This is a genomic window from Mucilaginibacter glaciei (genome assembly GCF_014773245.1).
Classification (GTDB): Bacteria; Bacteroidota; Bacteroidia; order Sphingobacteriales; family Sphingobacteriaceae; genus Mucilaginibacter; species Mucilaginibacter glaciei.
Genome location: NZ_JACWMX010000001.1, coordinates 486,548 through 506,669 on the forward strand (window position 1 = coordinate 486,548; position 20,122 = coordinate 506,669).

General features: G+C 42.7%; 20 protein-coding genes. 10 read left to right on the plus strand and 10 right to left on the minus strand.

Annotated features, from left to right (window positions below; translation table 11 throughout):
• Positions 1 to 150: 150 nt before the first annotated feature.
• On the minus strand, positions 151 to 1,719 hold the full coding sequence (locus IDJ76_RS02240) for a M20/M25/M40 family metallo-hydrolase (RefSeq protein ID WP_224746157.1): 1,569 nt from the start codon (positions 1,717 to 1,719) through the stop codon (positions 151 to 153).
• 186 nt (positions 1,720 to 1,905) lie between these two features.
• On the opposite strand from IDJ76_RS02240, the gene IDJ76_RS02245 reads away from it, so the two are divergent.
• Together IDJ76_RS02245 and IDJ76_RS02250 are read left to right on the plus strand one after the other, a co-directional pair.
• The gene (locus IDJ76_RS02245; protein WP_191160295.1) at positions 1,906 to 2,556 is read left to right on the plus strand and encodes an OmpA family protein; all 651 of its coding nucleotides are present in this window, start codon (positions 1,906 to 1,908) and stop codon (positions 2,554 to 2,556) included.
• Between the two features lie 22 nt (positions 2,557 to 2,578).
• The gene (locus IDJ76_RS02250; RefSeq protein ID WP_191160297.1) at positions 2,579 to 3,202 is read left to right on the plus strand and encodes a PRC-barrel domain-containing protein; all 624 of its coding nucleotides are present in this window, start codon (positions 2,579 to 2,581) and stop codon (positions 3,200 to 3,202) included.
• A gap of 34 nt (positions 3,203 to 3,236) precedes the next feature.
• Here IDJ76_RS02250 and IDJ76_RS02255 read toward each other — a convergent pair whose 3' ends face one another.
• Positions 3,237 to 3,560 (minus strand): hypothetical protein, encoded by a 324-nt coding sequence (locus tag IDJ76_RS02255; protein WP_191160299.1) that lies wholly within the window; start codon positions 3,558 to 3,560, stop codon positions 3,237 to 3,239.
• Between the two features lie 4 nt (positions 3,561 to 3,564).
• On the minus strand, positions 3,565 to 3,699 hold the full coding sequence (locus IDJ76_RS20945; RefSeq protein ID WP_262892204.1) for a hypothetical protein: 135 nt from the start codon (positions 3,697 to 3,699) through the stop codon (positions 3,565 to 3,567).
• Positions 3,700 to 3,976: 277 nt separating this feature from the next.
• On the opposite strand from IDJ76_RS20945, the gene IDJ76_RS02260 reads away from it, so the two are divergent.
• Both IDJ76_RS02260 and IDJ76_RS02265 read left to right on the plus strand, forming a co-directional pair.
• Entirely contained in the window at positions 3,977 to 4,171 is a 195-nt protein-coding gene (locus IDJ76_RS02260) for a cold-shock protein (RefSeq protein ID WP_191160301.1), read from the plus strand.
• A 94-nt stretch (positions 4,172 to 4,265) separates the two neighbouring features.
• Positions 4,266 to 4,451 carry a hypothetical protein gene (locus IDJ76_RS02265; protein WP_191160303.1) on the plus strand — a complete coding sequence of 62 codons (186 nt, stop codon included), beginning with the start codon at positions 4,266 to 4,268 and terminating at the stop codon, positions 4,449 to 4,451.
• A gap of 91 nt (positions 4,452 to 4,542) precedes the next feature.
• Here the strand turns inward: IDJ76_RS02265 and IDJ76_RS02270 are convergent, their stop codons facing one another.
• Positions 4,543 to 4,854, minus strand: coding sequence for a hypothetical protein (locus tag IDJ76_RS02270; protein WP_191160305.1), 312 nt, complete (start codon positions 4,852 to 4,854; stop codon positions 4,543 to 4,545).
• A 207-nt stretch (positions 4,855 to 5,061) separates the two neighbouring features.
• Here IDJ76_RS02270 and IDJ76_RS02275 point away from each other — a divergent pair, with 207 nt between their 5' ends.
• Positions 5,062 to 6,459: a tetratricopeptide repeat protein gene (locus tag IDJ76_RS02275; protein ID WP_191160307.1), complete on the plus strand. Its 1,398-nt coding sequence runs from the start codon at positions 5,062 to 5,064 to the stop codon at positions 6,457 to 6,459.
• A gap of 32 nt (positions 6,460 to 6,491) precedes the next feature.
• On the opposite strand, the gene lepB is transcribed toward IDJ76_RS02275, so the two are convergent.
• On the minus strand, positions 6,492 to 7,592 hold the full coding sequence (lepB, locus tag IDJ76_RS02280; protein ID WP_191160309.1) for a signal peptidase I: 1,101 nt from the start codon (positions 7,590 to 7,592) through the stop codon (positions 6,492 to 6,494).
• A 120-nt stretch (positions 7,593 to 7,712) separates the two neighbouring features.
• Here lepB and IDJ76_RS02285 point away from each other — a divergent pair, with 120 nt between their 5' ends.
• Positions 7,713 to 9,347, plus strand: coding sequence for an alpha-amylase family protein (locus IDJ76_RS02285; protein ID WP_191160311.1), 1,635 nt, complete (start codon positions 7,713 to 7,715; stop codon positions 9,345 to 9,347).
• 49 nt (positions 9,348 to 9,396) lie between these two features.
• Complete coding sequence (locus IDJ76_RS02290; RefSeq protein ID WP_191160313.1) at positions 9,397 to 10,239, plus strand: phytanoyl-CoA dioxygenase family protein; 843 nt, start codon at positions 9,397 to 9,399, stop codon at positions 10,237 to 10,239.
• A gap of 52 nt (positions 10,240 to 10,291) precedes the next feature.
• Here IDJ76_RS02290 and IDJ76_RS02295 read toward each other — a convergent pair whose 3' ends face one another.
• The 5 genes from IDJ76_RS02295 to IDJ76_RS02315 form a co-directional block, all read right to left on the minus strand.
• Complete coding sequence (locus IDJ76_RS02295) at positions 10,292 to 13,336, minus strand: GH92 family glycosyl hydrolase (RefSeq protein ID WP_191160315.1); 3,045 nt, start codon at positions 13,334 to 13,336, stop codon at positions 10,292 to 10,294.
• A gap of 214 nt (positions 13,337 to 13,550) precedes the next feature.
• Positions 13,551 to 14,330: an amidohydrolase gene (locus tag IDJ76_RS02300; RefSeq protein ID WP_191160317.1), complete on the minus strand. Its 780-nt coding sequence runs from the start codon at positions 14,328 to 14,330 to the stop codon at positions 13,551 to 13,553.
• Between the two features lie 56 nt (positions 14,331 to 14,386).
• On the minus strand, positions 14,387 to 15,532 hold the full coding sequence (locus IDJ76_RS02305; protein ID WP_191160319.1) for a methionine aminotransferase: 1,146 nt from the start codon (positions 15,530 to 15,532) through the stop codon (positions 14,387 to 14,389).
• Between the two features lie 71 nt (positions 15,533 to 15,603).
• Positions 15,604 to 16,851: a TPR end-of-group domain-containing protein gene (locus IDJ76_RS02310; RefSeq protein WP_191160321.1), complete on the minus strand. Its 1,248-nt coding sequence runs from the start codon at positions 16,849 to 16,851 to the stop codon at positions 15,604 to 15,606.
• An 18-nt stretch (positions 16,852 to 16,869) separates the two neighbouring features.
• Positions 16,870 to 17,388, minus strand: a complete 519-nt coding sequence (locus IDJ76_RS02315; RefSeq protein ID WP_191160323.1) for an SHOCT domain-containing protein — start codon at positions 17,386 to 17,388, stop codon at positions 16,870 to 16,872.
• A 125-nt stretch (positions 17,389 to 17,513) separates the two neighbouring features.
• Here IDJ76_RS02315 and IDJ76_RS02320 point away from each other — a divergent pair, with 125 nt between their 5' ends.
• Genes IDJ76_RS02320 through IDJ76_RS02330 form a run of 3 tightly spaced genes read left to right on the plus strand, consistent with a single transcriptional unit; the run spans position 17,514 to position 20,099 of the window.
• Positions 17,514 to 18,485: an ABC transporter substrate-binding protein gene (locus tag IDJ76_RS02320; protein ID WP_191160325.1), complete on the plus strand. Its 972-nt coding sequence runs from the start codon at positions 17,514 to 17,516 to the stop codon at positions 18,483 to 18,485.
• 1 nt (position 18,486) lies between these two features.
• Positions 18,487 to 19,353, plus strand: coding sequence for an ABC transporter permease (locus IDJ76_RS02325; protein ID WP_191160326.1), 867 nt, complete (start codon positions 18,487 to 18,489; stop codon positions 19,351 to 19,353).
• Entirely contained in the window at positions 19,350 to 20,099 is a 750-nt protein-coding gene (locus IDJ76_RS02330; RefSeq protein WP_191160328.1) for an ABC transporter ATP-binding protein, read from the plus strand. The genes IDJ76_RS02325 and IDJ76_RS02330 overlap by 4 nt, the downstream gene beginning before the upstream one ends.
• Positions 20,100 to 20,122 lie beyond the last annotated feature (23 nt).

Below are 20,122 nucleotides of genomic sequence, written 5' to 3' on the forward strand. Positions count from 1 at the left end.
TGCAACGGGTTAGAAAAAATAAAGTAAAAGTGCAGTGTTTAACTAATGCGCTAACAGGGCATGGCATTACGGTTAAACACTTAATTTAAAATAAAAGGCACAGCATTATAAATGCTGTGCCTGCTGTATTGTTTTTAACTTTATAAAAGGTCAATCTAACCCGCCGTGGCGGTTGGCTTTTGTTTGTACCGGCCATTTTGCGGGCGGCGTAAGTGTTATTTTATCGCGCGGCATTTTTGCCGGGTCTTCGCAGGCCATGTAAACTAAAATAGCGGTTAGGATAGCGTTGCTGCGCAGGTCATCAAAAACTATCTTATCATACGTATCGCGATTAGTATGCCAAGTATAGCTTCCGTACGACCAGCTGTTTGATCCTAATGAAAAACCCGGCGCGCCAACGGCAACAAAAGAGGCGAAGTCTGACCCGCCACCACCCGGCGACCCCGGGAAATTTGTTTTGATCTGATGGCGGATAGTATCGGGCACGGCAGCTAACCATTTGGTTATAAGTTCGCCCGCACCGGTAAAGCCCTGGCCGGCAATATTTACCACCCGGCCAGTGCCATTATCCTGGTTAAACAATGCCTGCAGGTTGGCAACTACTTCGGGATGGTCTTCCACAAAAGCGCGTGAACCGTTTAACCCTTGTTCTTCGCTTGCCCAATGGCCTACCAATATGGTGCGTTTTGGGTTAGGGTAAACTTTTTTAAGGATGCGCATCGCCTCCATCATCGTTAGCGTTCCGGTGCCATTATCTGTAGCACCACTGCCACCATCCCAAGAGTCAAAGTGGGCGCTTAACATTACATATTCGTTTGGTTTTTCGGACCCTTTTATTTCGCCAACTACGTTAAAGGTTGGTACAACGCCTAATTCCTTAGATTCGGCCTGGATCGTGATCCTGGGTTTTTCGCCGCCTTCTGCCAGGCGGTACAGCAGGCCATAATCTTCTAAGGCAATATCAACGGTTGGAGTTTTTTTGGTGTAAGCGCTAAAGATCTTATCTACCCCAAAACCTGCCGACCAGGTGTTGGTGATCACACCTGCTGCCCCGGCGTTCTCTAACGCAACGGGTAAAGTGCGGGCAGTAAAGCTGGTGTTGCTAATGCGTTTGCGCCACGCGGCTGTTTGCGCAGTACGGGCATCCTTCATTTTGTTGAACGATTCTGTTAGCGCAAATTCTTTCCAGTTATCGTCAGGTCTGCCGGTAGGCTGGTTCATAGATACCATTACGAATTTTCCTTTAACCTCTGGCAGCCATTTAGCAAAGGCAACAGAGTCTGCAAACTCAGGGAGGATGATCACTTCGGCGGTAACCGGTTTTTTCATGCCTGGGCTCCAGGCCAGTTGCGTACCTTCTAATGAACGTACTCTTGGCGATACCATATCAATATGAGATATGCCACGCTGCCATCCGCGCCATTCGCCCCATTTTTCTTGTTTAGCTGTAATTCCCCAGCCTTTGTATTTATCTAATGCCCATTTGCCCGCCTGGTCAAATTGCGGTGTGCCTACCAAACGCGGGCCTATGCCATCAATCAGTTCGTGGGCCAGTTTTTCTAATTGTGAATTATTAGTAGCCTCTTTTACAATGCCGGCAACAACGGGGCTTTGCGATTGCGCAAACGCCGACCCGCCCGAGCAGGCGGCCGTAAGTAAAAGCATTTTGGCAATGCTTTTTGCATTAACCTTTTGCAATAAGTTTAGTGTGGTTTTCATATAGCGAATGTAATAAAAAGCAGAGGCTTAAAACAGAGTTGCTAACCTTAACCTGTAAAAATATAGATGGATTGATTAATGGTAGGATGTGTAAGCCGCAGCTATCTAATTGATATTTTTTAAAACTATTGGGCATTATTATTATTTGATATATAAGATTTTAACTCTTAAAATAATAATTTATATATGGCAAATTTAGACGTGCAGCCTAAACGAAAAAGTTCTACCTGGATCTGGATCATATTCGTAGTGCTTTTGTTGGGTGCACTTTTTCTATTATACAAAGGTTGCAACCGAACAGAGCCTATCAAGGTTGATCAAAGCGACTCATTGGCTCACGATACCGTTATTGCAGGTATTACCCCGGTAGCCGCTACCCAACCCAATTGGGATGCTGTAGATTTTACTATACCCAAAGCCAAATATGAAGAAATTACCGATACGGCAATTATCGTGCGGGGGAATCAAAAATATACCATTTACAGCTTGAGCGAAAATGTTCTGTTTGCTAAAGATGCGAGCACAATACAGCCTGTGGCCGAGGCGAAACTGCAGCAGATCTCGGCATCGTTAATTAAACGTTTCCCTAATGCTCAAATTGGAATTTACGGCCGTACCGACTCGATAGGGGGAACAGGCTACAATAAAACATTAGGGGCCGAACGAGCCAACGCGGTTAAAAACTGGTTTGTGGCGAAAGGTGGTGTGTTGGAAACCGCGCTATCAACCCACTCTGTTGGCGAAACCAAACCACTGGCTACGAATGGAACTGAAAAAGGACGTGCACAAAACAGGAGTGTGGAGATAATCGCTTTTCCGGATAGTACAGGTAATTAAATAAAATTTAAAAAGACCAAAAATGGAAACAGAAGAAAATGTAAATTATTACCGCCGGTTAGAAGAACTAAGCGAAAGTGATTTTGAAATAGTTGATGGCCAGCCCGAAATACAAGGCTGGGATGTAGAGAACAGTGCTGGTGTTAAAATTGGCGAAGTGGATGAGTTGCTGTTTGACCCCGAAACACGTAAGGTGCGCTATTTCGTTTTAGATACCGAAAATAACGACTTGGATTTGGAGGATGGCCATGTATTGATCCCTATTGGTGTTGCAGAATTACAGGAAAACAGTGACACCGTGCTTATTCCGGAGGTAACGGCCGATCAACTGGCCAGATTGCCTATTTATGAGCGGGGAAGAGGGATAACTGCCGAAACCGAGGCTGAAATAAGAAAAGTGTTTACCAGGCCGGATAATATGGCATTTGCCCCCAAAGATGATTTTTACGAGCATGAGCATTTTAATGAGACCAAATTTTACGGTAAACGCAAGCCTATTGTAGCCGAAGATCACCTGCTAACAGAGGGCGGGAATCACCTGTTGACAAAGGGCGGCAACCATTTACTAACTGAAGGCGAAAATGCGACACCGGATGTGGATAGTGCAGAAAAACAGAAATATAATCGGGATAATATGATACCCTAATTAAAAAGGCTCCGTTATTACGGAGCCTTTTTAATTAGGTGCGTGGTCTTTTAAGATTATATGCTACAAGGTAATTGAGCTGGCCGTTTAAAATTGCACGATTATCAAGCTGTTGTTCCTCTTTGTTAAATGATTGGTTAAGCCTTTCACGTATGCCATGATACACCTGTAGCATAATTTCAGGAAATACCTTTGCAGATATGGTGGGGTAAAAGTCCTTTTGAATCTTTATCCTTTCTGCATCTGTTGCCACACTAAATTCCCAAACATCATCTGTTTTAAAACCAAACTCCTTTGCAGTGTTGGTTAAGTCAAACAGGTAAAGCCGGGTTTGATCTTCAATGGTCTTTTCGTTCATAGGGCTATTTTTTCTTAATAGTGGATGACAGGTCGGATGAGGCTGATCCTTTACCCGATTGATATGATGATACTTTTTTGCTTCCCGCTTCGGCAGGTTTTTTCTTAACTTCTTTGTTTGACTTTTTTTCTTTGCTCATAATGGTTTTTCTTAAGGCACCGTTGCGCCTTGTATGGAAAGGCTACGCCGCTTTACACACAGGCTTTGCGACTGTATTATTTAAATGTAACTTTTATTTATTGAATATCAATAACGTTTAAAAATTAATTTAATTTTTACTTTATTTAAAATGGCCTGTTAGAGCATGTTAAGGCATAAAATTTAAGTTTATAAATTTAAAATACTGTTAATAGGTTTTATTTAAAAGAAAATGCCGTTATTAATGAGTACCTTGCACACTTATTAAAAAAAGTATAATGCAAAAAGAAGGAACTGTAAAGTTTTTCAACACCGCAAAAGGTTTTGGATTCATTTCACAGAGTGATAACAGAAGCGATGTTTTTGTTCACTCAACTGGTCTAATCGACGAAATTCGTGAAAACGATAGCGTTACGTTCGATGTAGAAGAAGGCAAAAAAGGCCTTACCGCGGTAAATGTAAAAGTAGTTTAATCAATCACTATAAAATTTAATCGTAATGCACCTACTCGAAAGAGTAGGTGCTTTTTTGTTCAGCAAATATTTATTCATTAACACCAATTAAAATATGGCAAAATCGCAGGCAACTTTCATGAAAAAACAATTAGAGAAGAACCGGCAGAAAAAGAAAGAAGATAAAGCCATGCGCAAGCAGGAGCGTAAAGAAAACCCTACGGGCAGCGACCTTGACAGCATGATAGCATATGTAAACGAATTTGGCGAGATCGTTTCAACTCCGCCAGAGAAAAGTTAACCGCTGTTTAGTGCCAGCCCGGCACTTGCATATGGCATTACCGTTAAAACAAAATACATGTCCCTGCCCATTGCGGTGCAGGGAAATTGTTTTAACCCAGGCTGAGGCCATCCTTTTTACTCATAAACAACCTGTTTATAAGTGCTTTTAATTCCTCCCATAATCCTGGATTAATCTCTTTTTCAATAAGCAAATTGGTTTGGCGCAATCCTTGAGGTTGGTTTTCATCCGTTTCGCTCATCTCGTCCAAGATAAATTCGCGAATAGCCGGGTCCCGGTTAACTATCCAGTCGAGTTCTGTTAAGTCACTAAAGGTAGCATCACCATTGCGCTGTTTTTTGATCAGGATATCAAACCGTTCCTGCAAAAAGGTACGCCTGATGAGTGGTTTTTTGCTTTTCATTATATGGGCTTATATCTTTTTTCAACAAATGCAATGCCATCTATTTAACTAATTGATTAACAGTTACTTGTTTTAATTATTAATGTAAAAGTATTCGCTAACGATACGCTTACTGTTCGCATACGATCATTGATTATAGAGTAAATTTTTAAATGATAGATTTATATTAATAATTTGTACTATTTTTAACTTTTATCTTCCCCAAAGTTGAGTACCCGCCAGTTTTATAAGTTAGCTATCATTACAAGTCTGTTAATCAATATATTACAAGCTTGCACTTCCGGTCAAAAAAAATCTTTTACGGAACCTACACCCGGCAGTGATACCGCGCGGATAACCAGTTTAATCGAAAAAGGCGAAAATCTGCAAAGTGCGAATGCTGATTCATTACTTACGGTTAAGGATGAGTTGTTTTACATTGGCACCGCGAATAATAACAACAAAGCCCTACTATATGCTGAAATATTTTATGCGCATTATAGCTGGATGAAAGCAAATCATCCTATGGCTATGCAAACCGCTATGAAGGCCTTGGCAGATGCTGAGAAATGGCAGATAAAAGAAGCCATTCCTGAAATATACGGAACGATAGCTAACTTGCATAAAGAAAGCCGCAATTATGAGGAGGCCTTTGTAGCAGTAGATAAAGGTATTAAGGCAGCAAGGGATAATAAGGACACGATGGAGTTAATATCTGCATTGGGTAATAAGGCTATGTTTACGCATGGTTATTACATGTTCAACAAGATCCCGAGCCAAGATAAAACAAGCCTGGGATTACAACTTGCTGCGTTAACAATTGCTGAAACCAACTCTAAGTACGAAAGTACCCGCATTCGTTTTTATAATAATATAGGGCAAACGTATAAGGAACGAAAGGATTATGCAAAAGCGTTGTACTACACGAATAAAGCTGTAGCCCTTGCTATCAAATACGAGCGGCCACGCTCATTAACTTACTCTTATAATTGGCTGGGGGATGCTTACTATTATATGGGCCAGCATCAAAAAGGTTTAGAATATTTGAACAAGGCTATTGAAATAACCTACAAAATAGGTGAGCCTTACCGCAGGATGGAGATAAGCGAATCTATTGCCCAGGCATATGAATCTACCGGGAATTATAAAGAAGCGATTGCTGCAGGTAAAAAATACCAGCATCTTAAAGATTCATTGCAGGTAATAGATAATTCCAAACAGTTAGCAGCCATGCAGCTCAAGTTTGAAGGCGAACAGAAAGACAAGCAAATTGCGGTTTTAAACAAGCTAAATAAACTAAACCACAAATATGTTTGGGTTGTAACAGTTTCGGCAATCATATTTTTATTGCTCTTTATCTCATTGCTATACCAATACGTAGCCATCCGCAAGAACAAAAAACTTGTTGAGGGTAAAAACACCGGTTTAAATGATGCACTGCTTAAAATAGCATTTATTCAATCGCATGAGATCCGTAAGCCGCTTTCTACAATTTTAGGCATCATGAATCTGATAAAGGACGAAAAATATAAAGCCGACAAAGAAACATTGGTGATGTTAGAGAAATCTACACTTGACCTGGATAAAAAGATCCACGAAATAGTTAAAGAGGTTGAGAAAAATTAATCACGAAACCCGTCTGTAACAGGCGATAAGCCTTAATTTATAGGCTTCAGGATCCGATCCCAACGGATGCGCTTTAGTGGCGATGCGGTACTGTCGCTGCTCATCCAGGTGATCATCGCTTTACCTACAATATGATCTTCGGGTACAAAACCCCAATAGCGCGAGTCTTCTGAATTATGGCGGTTATCGCCCATCATCCAATAATAGTTCATTTTAAAGGTGTAGCTGTCTTCCTTTTTGTTGTTGATGTAAACGTCTTTACCCTTAGTTGTTAACGTGTTATGTTCGTAAAGGTTGATGGCGCGGCTGTAAAGCGCCATGGTCGAGTCGTTTAGCTGTATGGTCATTCCCTTTTTTGGGATCACTAATGGGCCGTAATTATCCAGGTTCCATTTAAATTTTTCGTTATGCGGGTATATAGACGGATCGAAATTGCCGCGTTTCTCCACTACCGGCTTAACGGATTTGATATTCGAGTAGGCTTTAAATTCGTTGTAGCTATCCGCGGGGATGATCATCACATATTCGGTATTGCTTATCTGGCCCGCAACCTCAATTTTTAAGTTCTGAATCATTTCCGGGTTCAGGTTATTCCCGTCGGTATCAACAATGTATGATGTTTGCGCTTTTGGCGCGTTTGTTACAGGCTTGCCGTTAATATAAACCCGGGTATCAATTATAGCCAGTACATCGCCTGATGTTGCTATGCAGCGTTTGATCAGGTTGGTGCGTACATCAATCGGGCGGTTATATTTAAGGTCGGCTTCTTCCGGCTTATTAAAAACTACAATGTCGTTTTTCTTCACTTCCGATGTTCCGGGGAGGCGGAAATACGGCAGCTTGATACCGTCCCAATAGGTTTTAATGCCGTAAACGGTGCTTTCGGTAAACGGAATGGCAACAGGGGTAAACGGCATACGCGGGCCGTAACTTATTTTGCTTACAAAAAGATAATCGCCGGTCAAGAGTGTCCCTTCCATTGAGCCGGATGGTATAGCGTAGGCAGAGAATAATAATCCACGGATAATGGTAGAAGCTATCACTGCAAAAACTATCGCATCAATCCATTCGCGGGTTTTAGTTTTTTTTGTTTGACCTGTATTTTTTTTGCGTGATAAAAACTTCCAATTCATATCGGTTATAACTTATTTAAAATCGTGCATGATATTTGACTTTCATGTATGTCATTTGTTACAATTATTTTGATTTTAAAGTAGGTTTAATTGTTACTTTAATAAAAAGTATATAACCCTATGTTAAGACGCAATTTTATAAAACTTTCTGCGGTAGGTATGGCTTCGGTAATGTATAGCAGGCTTACCTACGCAAATTCAGTTGGAGTTCAAATGATTAACCACCCGGACGAGGCTTGGGCACTGGTTAGTGATAAATGGGTAAAGCTTGTACCATCCGGCGGGAATGACTTTGGTTACCGGGACATTAAGATAAGCCTCAAAACAAGCGGTAGCGGGCAGTCGGTATATGTTCAATCGCCAACGGACGAATTACAAGCTATCAAGCTAAAATGGAAATACCAAACCACAGGTTACGCTAAAGTGTTGGGCGATCATTATGAACGTTCATACGGCGATTTGGCCTGGAAAGACCGGGAAGTTAGCGGCAAGAGCCCTTGGTACGCTTTGGTCTATGACGGAAAAAATACCGCTTGCTTCGGCGTAAAAACCGGGTGCCAAACTATTTGCTTTTGGGAAGTTAAAGGTAATGCATTGGAACTAACGCTTGATACACATAGTGGTGGCGTGGGCGTAAAATTAGGTCGGCGTACATTGCATGCTGCAGATATCGTTACTGCTCAAAACAAAGCCGGAGAATCGCCCTATTTTATGGCAACCAGATTTTGTAAAAAGATGTGCACTAAACCGCGCCTGCCTAAAATGCCGGTGTATGGTATTAACGATTGGTACGTAGTTTATGGCAATAACTCTTATCAGACCATAAAGGATCAAACCTCAGTGATGGCCGAATTTGTAACGAATCATGGCAATAAGCCTTTCTCTGTAATTGACGATGGGTGGCAGCAACCCGACGATTTTTCGATTGTGAACGATAAGTTTAAGGATATGCACAAAATGGCCGATGAGATAAAGGGGCTGGGCTTGCGCCCCGGCTTATGGACGAGGCCTTTAATCGCCCGGTTAGATGATAAACCCAGCATGATGGCACCAATAATTCGCGGTCGTGATGATGCAAAGGCGCCAATACTTGACCCAACCGTACCTGAAACTATTGAGCGGGTAAGGCGTAATATAAAGTTGTACCGTGATTGGGGCTATCATATGGTTAAGCACGATTACAGCACCTACGATGTTTTTGGCAGGTGGGGTTTCCAGATGACGGATAGTATAACTGCACCGGGTTGGAAATTCAGCGATCAAACGCGAACAAATGCGGAGATCATTAATAATTTATACCAAGCTATCAGGGAGTCTGCAGGCGATATGTATATCATTGGGTGTAACACGGTAAGCCACTTATCTGCCGGGGTATTTGAATTGAACCGCATTGGCGATGATACCAGCGGTAAGGAATGGCCGCGTACCCGAAAAATGGGGGTTAACACATTAGGATTCAGGATGCCGCAAAATAATACTTTTTATGCGGCCGACGGTGATTGTGTGGGTATCACCAAAGATGTGGCCTGGGCAAAGAGCAAGCAATGGCTGCAATTGGTGGCCGAAAGCGGGTCGCCTCTATTCATATCTGCTGAGGTTGGTATTTTAGATGCCGATCGTAAAGCGGCCATAAAAACAGCCTTTACCCAAGCCGCGAAAGTACAACCTAACGGTGAACCGTTGGACTGGCTGGCCAATCAGTTTCCAAATAAATGGAAATTGAATAATCGGGAGGTGAATTTTAACTGGGATTGATAAATTCTTTTTAGCTTTACCTAACCAGTTTAACCAAAGTTTTTTTCTTATGGCTTATCAAGCATTAACTGCTCAGCAGATCAGCGATTATTATCGCGACGGATACATCGTGGTAAAAAATTTTTGTAGCGCTCCTGAAATCGAAAAGTTATATAGCACTGCCGTAAATGATGATGCCATGCGCAAAAACGCGCTCGATCTTAACGATCAGAGTGGCAAAAAAACGCGTTTGTCACTTTGGTTTACGCCGGGTAACGATGTTTTTGGCTATTTGACCAGAGCGGAGCGGATGATAGGCCCTGTTGGGCAATTATTAGATGGCAATGCGCACGTATGCCACTTCCACTCAAAATTGATGCAAAAGGAACCTAAGGTTGGCGGTGCATGGGAGTGGCATCAGGACTATGGCTACTGGTACAAAAATCAATTCATGTTTCCTGATCAGTTGATGAGCGTAATGGTGGCACTTACCGATGCTAACCAGCAAAACGGCTGCCTGCAGGTCATTAAAGGCTCGCACAAGTTGGGACGCATAAATCATGGTTTTAGCGGCGAGCAGGTGGGTGCAGATATGACAATGGTGAATAATGCTCTGGAAACGATGGAACTGATCTATTGCGAGCTGAAAGCCGGTGATGCCTTGTTTTTTCATAGTAACCTTTTACACCGCTCTGAGGCAAACCTTTCGGATCATCCGCGCTGGTCTATCATCAGTTGCTATTCGCTGCAAAGCAATCTGGCTTATAACGAAACGTCTACTTCATGGAAAACCCCGGTAGATGTAGTGCCCGATGAAGCTATTTTAGAATGGGATGCAGGGTCGCTTTCCAACAACGATTTCCTGGCAAAAGAGAATGATCCGGCTTTGAAAGAAACAGGCTGGGAGAAATAGTCAGTAAAGATAAAGGTAAAAAGGATAAATACAAGGGAGCACTGTTCACTCACTACTCCACTGTTATTTCATCTGCAAAAATGTATGACGGGCTGCCTTTACTCTCGTGCCAGTCGGGTAGGAGGCCGTATTGTTTAGCTATCACTTTAATATAACGGGCGCGTGCATTTAACGGTGCAATATACTGTTGCGTTTGCGGCTCCTGTTCCTTTACGTCTATCTTGCTCTCAACTGTTGTGGCCAGTTTGTAATTCTTTCCATCGTCAGATAACCAGTACTGCACGGCCTTTGGGAATACTATCCATGAACGGGTATCTTGTAGAGCGCCTAAGCCTACTTGCTTAACCGTTTTTATTTGCCCCATATCTATTATCGCCTCCAGATCCTTACCCTGGTAGCCCTGCCAGTTGCCAAGGCGCCAGTTGGCTGTGCCATGAATGCCATTTATCAGCGTCTCGTCGCCCTGCGCTGAATAATTTGGCAGATATTTGTTGGTTAGCGAAATTTTTAGATCGCCACGTATCTTGATGAATTTCGCCTCATCTAAAAAACTAGTTTTTCCATTGCTAACAGCTATAGCCTTAACCGTTGTGTTTGATGAGATGATGAGTTTTTGCATGTAAAGTGCGGAATTTACAGTAGGGGTGCTGCCATCTGTGGTGTAATAGATCCTGGCCAAACTATCTGCGCATTTAATGTCAATGCTGATGGCTTGTTTAAAGGTTTTTACGCCTGAGATAATGTAAGGGTTAGGGACTATCAGTTCATCCGTGATCTTTGAGGTTGGTTTTTCCAAATCTTGTACAAAAAGTTTATTGGCCAGCCGTCCGGTAAAAACTTCAAAGTCGCCGCCTTTAGCTATAGTCTCATAATCCAAATACAGTTTATCGTAGCTCTTTTTATCCAGGTTCATACCTTGCAGGTACACGTTTTGGCGGCTAACTGTAGCACCGGGGTTGCCTACCGTAAAACGTTTGCCGTTCTCTAAACTGATAGTAATGTTTTCGAACTGCGGTATCCCTATCTGGAATTGCTGCTGCCCTGGCGAAGTATTATAAAAGCCCAAACAGCTCATTACATACCAGGCAGACATTTGCCCGCAATCTTCATTGCCCGATAAGCCGTCGGGAGCAGCGGAATACTGGTCGTTTATGATTTTGTTAACGTAATATTGTGTTTTATCAGGGGCGTCTGTAAAGTTATACAGGTAAGCGATGTGGTGGCTGGGTTCATTACCGTGTGCGTACTGCCCAATAAGGCCGGTCACATCGTCCTGTTGGCGTCCGCTCAGTTTAGCATTAGTACTAAATAATTCATCCAGCTTAAGCTCAAAATTTAACTTGCCGCCCATTGATTTTATCAAGCCCTCGACATCCTGCGGAACTAGAAACGAGTACTGCCAAGCGTTGCCTTCCGTATAGTTGCTGTTGATCTCGGTAGGCTCGAACGGTTCGTACCAGCCGCCGTTATCGCGGGCCTGCATAAAGCCATTTTGGTTGTTATGAACGTTTTTCCAGTATTGCGCCCGCTTTATGTATTCGCTATAATCTTGTGGCTTGTTCAGCATTTTAGCCATTTGTGCAATACACCAATCGTCATAGGCGTACTCTAATGTTTTAGACACCGACTCATGTTCTACGTCGGCATTTACAGCCCCGGTTTTTCGGTAGTTATCCAGCCCGAACTGATTGCGGTTAACGGCAGCCTTCATAGCCATAAAAGCCTTTTCGGCATCGAAATCGCGGATGCCTTTCGCATAGGCATCAACAATTACCGGGATAGAATGGTTGCCTACCATGCAAAAGGTTTCGTTTGATGCCAGTGGCCATATCGGTAACAGTTTACCTTGATCATACATCGCCAAAAAACTTTTTATAAAATCAAGGGTGCGCTTGCGGTCTATCAGCGTGAGCAAGGGGTTCTCGGCCCTGAAGGTATCCCACAGGGAAAACACAGTATAGTAATTAAAGCCTGTTGCCGTATGGATCTGCTGGTCCATACCCCGGTATTGCCCATCCACATCATTATAAATATTAGGGGCAAGCATGCAATGGTATAAGGCAGAGTAGAAGATGATTTGCTTATTTTTAGCGTTATCCGGCGTGGCGATCTTTTTAGGAGCCGGGCCGGTTGGATAACCGTAACTGTTATAGCGGCTATCGGCTTGTTGTTGTGAAACGGGCGGCGAGCCGCCCTCTACCTGGATTTTGTTGAGTTCGGTATTCCATAAAGCCTTTGTAGCTTTGGCGATTTTTTTAAAGTCGAAATCAGGCACTTCGCTATCTAAATTCTTTAGTGCTCCTTCGGTACTTACGGCAGATATCCCCACTTTTGAAATCACATCTCCGGGGTTATCAAACTGCACAAACATCTTTACGTTTTTACCCTGCACCTTTTTTTCACCGGGCTGCAATTGGTCATCCGATGCAATGCCGTAGCTTTTAAAAGGTTTGGAGAATTTAGCATAAAAATAAAGGTATTGATCTGAAGCCCATGATTTTGACCTGCGGAAACCACGGATCTCGCGGTCGTTTACCACTTCTATCCATGAGTCCAACACTTGGTCGCGGTGTTGCAGGTCAATAATGATATTGGCCTCGGGCGTGTTTGGATATTCATATTTATGCACACCAACGCGGGTAGTAGCGGTTAACTCAACGCCGATGTTATATTTGTCGAGCTTGGTTTTATAATAACCGGGCGAGGCCTCTTCATTCTTTTTTTTAAAACCAGAGCGGTAATCTTTATTGCTGAATTGTGGTGTGCCGGTAGTAGGCATAAATAGTACGTCGCAATAATCTGCTATGCCGGTGCCGCTTAAATGCGTGTGCGAAAAGCCGTAAACCGTGGTGTCTGAATAGTGATAGCCCGATGAACCATCCCAGCCTTCCAGCCGGGTATCGGGGCTTAGCTGAACCATGCCGAATGGGGCTACAGCACCGGGATAAGTATGCCCGTGGCCACCGGTACCAATAAACGGATTAACATATTGGGAAAGATCCTTAAGTTTTAGTGGTTTTTCTTTTTTTTGTGCGAATGCGCTAATGGTAAAAAGGATCGCAATTATAATAACGGTGCCACGTAAAATCAATCTCATCAAAAATCCCGGTTAATAATTTATTAACGCAAAATACTAAGATTTATTTATAGATGTGCAAATATGCGGATGTGCAAATGTGCAGAGGTTTTTAGATGTGTGGATATGCAGATGAGGATTGATGTGCGAGTAAGCAAATATGCGGTGTGCAGAAGATGAGGACATAATCCGCATTCTGTTAATTCTTAAATCCTGAAAATTCTGATTCAGACAATCAGTCTACTATCTCAAACTTATCTGCATCCTTCAAAAAAGGCATAGCACGGCGCGCTTTTTTTACCTCATCGCCAATGATAGAGAAAGTATAAATATCTTCTTCGTCGCGTTTGTAATAAACCACGTTGCCATTAGGGTCAATACAGGTCGAGTCGCCGGAATGGTAAACCTCATTGCCATCGTGGCCAACACGGTTTACGCCTATCACATAGCTTTGGTTCTCAACTGCACGGGCGGGGATAAGGGTGCGCCAGTGCAAGGCGCGCCTCTCGGGCCAATTAGCTACGATCAGCAACAGGTCATAATCTTCATTAACGTTACGCAACCATACCGGGAAACGCAAGTCATAGCAGATCATCGGGCAAATTTTCCAGCCTTTTAATTCTACGATCAGTTTTTTTGTACCTGCCGTGTAAGTTTCATTTTCTTTGCCTAAAGCAAAAAGGTGGCGTTTATCATAATGCTCATAACTACCGTCGGGGCGCATCCAGATTAACCGGTTATAGAATTTATCGTTTTCTTTAATAATCAGGGTGCCGGTTACTATGCAATTATATTTTTGGGCGGTGGTTTGCATCCACTTCATGGTTTTGCCACCCATTGACTCGCCCAAAGCTTCGGCATTCATACTGAAGCCTGTATTAAACATTTCGGGCAGGATAATGAGGTTGGTTTTTTCCCGTATGCCGGATAATCGTAAGGTTATATTTTGCAGGTTCTTTTCTATGTTTTCCCAAAATAAGTAACCCTGGAATACGGTAATTTTCAGATTATCCATAATTGAATTTTAATTTTCGGCAATAATTAAATTATACGTAAATATTTGCTGTACGGTTAAACCTTCGTCAATCTATCAACGGCTTTATCCAGTGTTTCTTGCCTTTTAGCAAAACAAAATCGCAGGATATGCCTGTCGATACCCTTGCGATAGAAGGCTGATACCGGTATGGCAGCCACCCCGGTTTCCATTGTCAGCCTAACAGCAAAGTCGGTATCTTTTTCGTCAGTAACGTTATCATAAGCTACTGATTGGAAGTATGATCCCGAGCATGGTAATAATTCAAAGCGGGTTTGTTCTAATCCTTTACGAAAGTAATCGCGTTTTTCCTGGAAAAAATCAGGCAGGCTTAGATAAGTGTTTTCGTCTTTCAAATATTCGGCAATAGCATGCTGTATGGGTGCGTTTACACTAAATACCAAAAACTGGTGAATCTTTCTGAACTCCTGCATCAAATAAGCAGGAGCAAGGCAATAGCCCATTTTCCAACCGGTGGCGTGAAACGTTTTCCCGAACGAGGATACGATGAAACTCCGTTGCTGCAATTCGGGATAGCGGGCCATGCTGTGATGTGTTTGGCCATCGTAGATGAGGTGCTCATAAACCTCGTCACTCAAAATCAAAATGTCTTGATTTTTTACTAACGCGCTTAATTCGTCGATATCTTCTTTAGTCAGTATAGTAGCGGTTGGGTTATGCGGGGAGTTGAGGATGATCATTTTTGTTTTATTATTGATCAGCCTCTTTACCATATCCCAGGCTATACGATAATTAGGCGGTTCTAACTCTAATGATTTCACTACGCCACCCATGAGCTTAATGGCGGGGGCATAGCAGTCATAAGCAGGCTCAAATATGATAACCTCATCATTGGGATGAATAACCGCGCTAATGGCTGTAAAAATGGCTTGTGTACCACCGGCGGTGACGGTGATCTCCAATTCGGGATCGTAAACGGCACCGTATAATTTTTCGGTTTTTATGGCTATCTGCTCACGCAATGCCATTAAGCCGGGCATTGGGGCGTATTGATTGTGCCCGTTTTGCATCGCCTTGTTTACAAGTTCGATTAACTGCGGCGAGCAGTCATAATCCGGGAAGCCTTGTGATAAGTTAATGGCGCCAACCTCATTTGCCAAAGCCGACATGACGGTAAATATAGTTGTGCCGGTTTGGGGTAGTTTTGAAATTACAGGTATCATTAAAGGCTAAATTAGCCAAAAAATAGAACAGAGCCGTATTTGTTGAAAAAATGAATATGCTACTACACTACTTAATCCACGTTCCAAAACTTATCTGCATTGTTGGTACGGTACCAAATTATCTTTGTGCCCGTTGCTTTTTTTGTACTGACGGATATCTGTGGTGTTTGCAAAAAATAATCTAACGGCAGCAAACTCACATAACTAACCTCCTTGTTTTTGCCGGGTGTTTGATAGTCATATTCGCTTTTAAGCGGGCTGTACATCATGTAAAGATTTTTAGCCATATACCTGTAAAGATAATCCTCTTTTTTAACTGCCATTCTATTGTTCCAATTGGCATCGGTGTTTATGGCGAGTGGTTTGTTAGTCACCAAATACTCGCGCACCTCTTGTATACTTAGTATTTCGCCTTTATCATCAGTTACATAAGCGTTATTTGTAGGGTCTACCCAGATCCATTTATGTTTGGCGGATACATATACTACATTGATCACATGAGAATCGAAATCCCTTTTTAAACTATCTTTTGGAAAGCAATAAACTTTGCGTGTTTTCCAGCCCATTGCCAAATAGCAATCCTGCAATACCGAGGCTAATTCGCCGCACGATACGCCTACCTTGCGCGCTTTAGCCGCACCTATTATTTCGTCGGCGTTGATGAGTGTTATGCCGCTTTCGTGCTGCCCGTCGTGGTTAACGGAATTGTGTACCCAATGCAAAATGTTTAGCATTTTTGAAACTTCGGTACCTGTACCTGCAACCGAGTCCAGTTTTAATTTCTTACGAAGTGTTACCAACTCTGGCGCATTGGCCTGTTGGTAACTAAAAGCAGGGATAGCCCGCCTCTCCGCGTTATTATATTTGCCGGCCTTTTGCAAAATATACATGTAATCGGTAGTAGCTCGGATGCGTTCTGCAAGGCCTTGAAATTTTACATCATCCCTTATAGTAGCAAAATCGCTGTCCTCCAGTAAGTGTTTGTAATTTTGGTAACCCTTAACAATGGCACTATCCAGGTATTGTAACGCATCGGCTTTTTGGTTTATTAGCGCATAAACGCAGCTTAAATTGTAATAAGCACCTAACAAGTTTCCCTGGTAATAAACCTTGTCTTCCTTATTTAAGGTTTTATATCTTCCCGCAAAAACCGCGACTATTTTTCTCGCGCCTTCGGCATCGCGGCTATCGTATGCTTTTTGTAAAAGGTCGCTTTGTTTTTGCGCGTAAGGGGTAAACTGTTTTTGCGATTCCGTTTGTGCAAATAAAGTGCCTGCGGTGTAAAGGCTAAAGACTAATAAAAGGCAATAAAACTTCATAAAGATTGATCGTAATAGTTACAAGCCCAACAGCCTTTTCTTTTGGGCATCGTATTCGGCTTGCGTTATCGCACCGGCGTCTAATAGCTTTTTCAATTTTAAGATCTCGTCGGCGACGCTCAATGTTTGGGTGGTGCCTGAAGCGGCTTTATCATTACAGGGCAGCACTTCGCAGGTTTGTATGGCATCATCAATAGTGAGATTAATATTTAAAGGCGCATCTGCCTTTACAACAAACGTTATTTTTTGCGCGCCGTTGATCTTTGACGATTTGATATTCTTGATTACAACGGCGGTATTGGCATACGTTTTATCGATATTGAGTTGGTCGCCCCGTTGCTGTTTATGAGCCAGGAATGCACCAATGCCACCCATTTGCATATAATTGAAGGAGCCGTTAGGGGCCGACCCGCGACCAAGCTTTACAGTGTCGCCAATTTTATAGTTAACGCCGTTTGTGGCTTTATATTCTGTCAGCTTTTGTGCATAACCCTTAAGCGATACGATGAGCAATATAAATAAGAGTGCTTTTTTCATTTGAGTGATATGGAGTGGTGTTAGGTTAGTGCCATAAATATAAGAATAAAGCAATATTATTTTGTACAGCTAATTTATTAAAGCTTAACATTCCTTGTTTTAGGGCTAATAACTAACTTAGTAAAATGAAATTTTTTAAGCCCCTTTTTGCTGTTTTAATAATTGCTTCTGCTGTTTCCTGTAACTCAACTAAAACGCCGGGCATACCTACCGTTGGATTTATAGATGCCTTTGAAGATGCAACCATATCTCAGGCAAAAACAGGTTTTACAGACGCCCTGAAAAAGAACGGTTACAGCGAAGAACAAAATAATATCAAGATAGATTACCGCAACGCACAGGGTAGTATCCCTACGCTTACGCAGATAGTGAACTACTTTGTATCGGAAAAGGTAGACCTGCTGGCAACTTCAACCACGCTATCTACCGTAGCTGCAATACAAAAAACTAAGACTATCCCTATCTTCCAGATGGTGTCACCAACGCCCGCTCGCATGAAGGTGATGGATGCTAACGGTAAAGTCCCCTCAAACCTTTACGGTACAATGGAAGATTTGAATTATATCGATACTTCTTTCGCCATTATTCCCAAATTATTAAAGCCTAAAAACGGGCAACTAACGGTTGGTATGATCTTTAATCAGTCGGAGCCACAATCTGCAGATGCTTTGGAGCGGATAAAGGGATTGGCGGCCAAGCTTAATATCAAAATCATCGCCTTGCCATTAAATTCATCTGCCGATGCACAACTGGTTACCCAGGCATTGCTTAATAAAAACATCGATGCATTTTTTGCCAACCCTGATAATACCGTATTTGCCGCTTTTGAAACTATCCTAAAAAGCTGTAACGAAAAGAATGTTCCCATATTTACCAGCGAGGCTGGTTTAGTACAGCGCGGGGCGGTGGCTGCCTTTGGCGCCGATATTTACCAATGGGGTTATCAAAGTGGTTTACAGGCGGCACAGTTTTTAAAAACGCACAAAACCGATGGCATTAAACTGGAGATGGTTAAAGTGCGTAAACGTGTTTACAATGCCGGGGCTGCAAAAAAGTATCAAATCACTATACCCGATGGGTTTGAAGCTGTAAAATAAAATGGATTTTTACCTTACCGCTTTAATTCAGGGATTATGTTTTGCCGGGATAGCCTTTGGCATCTATATCTCCATGAAGATTTTTAATATTCCCGATATCACTACAGATGGCAGCTATGCCCTGGGTGGGGTGGTTACCGGTGCCATGCTAACACATAACCAGCCGGGCTATCTCATTTTCCCTGCCGTGATTTTGGCGGGCGCTCTGGCAGGTGCCTTAACCGGGTTTATTCATACCAAGCTAAAAATAAACGCGCTGCTGGCGGGCATATTGGTGATGACGGCACTTTACTCTATTAACCTCACTATTCTTGGCCGTTCAAATGTGCCATTGTTGAGTATGCCCAACTTATTTACCCTGATTAATCTAACTACTAATGTTAACCAGAACTCTCTGTTCATATTGGCTGCTTTTGTTGTCGGCATAACGTTAATAATCGGTTATCTGCTAAAAACAGATTTTGGCATAGCGATGCGCGCAACCGGGAATAGCGAGCAGATGATAAGGGCTTTAGGGGTCAATACCGACAGAATGAAGATCATTGGCCTGGCCATTGCCAACGCGTTAACCGCGTTGAGTGGTTACCTGATAGCCCAGCAACAAGGCTTCGCCGATATCAGTATGGGCATAGGCATCGTGATAGTGGGTCTGGGCTCGGTCATCATTGCCGAAACCATTATTAACTGGCGGCAGATCACTTCTGTTTGGCTGAGTTTAATACTGGTATTAGCCGGTGCGATCATCTTTCAGTTTGTGTTAGCTTTTACCTTAAGCATAGGAGTAGATGCCAACCTGTTGAAGTTGGTAACCGCTGTATTTGTATTATTAATTGTCGGCTTGCCGCGTTTAGCCTCCCGTAAAGCATGATAGAGATCAAAGGCATTACCCAAACATTTAATACAGGTAAAACTAACCAGGTAACAGCAATAGACAACGTATCGCTTAATATTGAACAAGACGAGTTCGTGGTAATCGTAGGCGCTAACGGCTCCGGTAAAACAACATTGCTAAACCTCATCGCCGGTAACCTTAGCCCAAATAAAGGCACCATTGTCATTGAAGGTAACGACGTGACCAGATTGCCCGAGTATAGCCGCAGCAAATGGATAGCGAGGATCTTTCAAAACCCCTTATCAGGTACCGCGGGCGATCTGAGCATTATAGACAATTTCAGGCTGGCGGCAATCCGTACTAAACCCAAAGGTTTATTTATAGGTAAGGATGCCGCGTTTAGCAAATTAGTAAAGGAACAGATCGCTACGTTAAATATGGGCCTGGAAGATAAGATAGAGCAGCCTATTGGTACGCTTTCCGGCGGGCAGCGGCAGGCGCTTACTTTATTAATGAGCGTAATGGACGAATGTAAGATCTTATTACTGGATGAACCTACGGCGGCACTCGACCCAAAATCAGCAGCAAATGTGATGGGCATTGCTAACAATTTGATAAAAGAGTACAAGCTTACCGCAATACTGGTCACCCACAATTTGAAAGATGCGGTAAATTATGGGTCGCGGGTTATCCAGATGGGCGAGGGGGCTGTTTTAAAAGATATAATTGGGCCCGAAAAACAACAATTGAAGCAAAGTGAGCTTTTTGATTGGTTTGGATAAATTATGGCAAAGAAATTGTATTG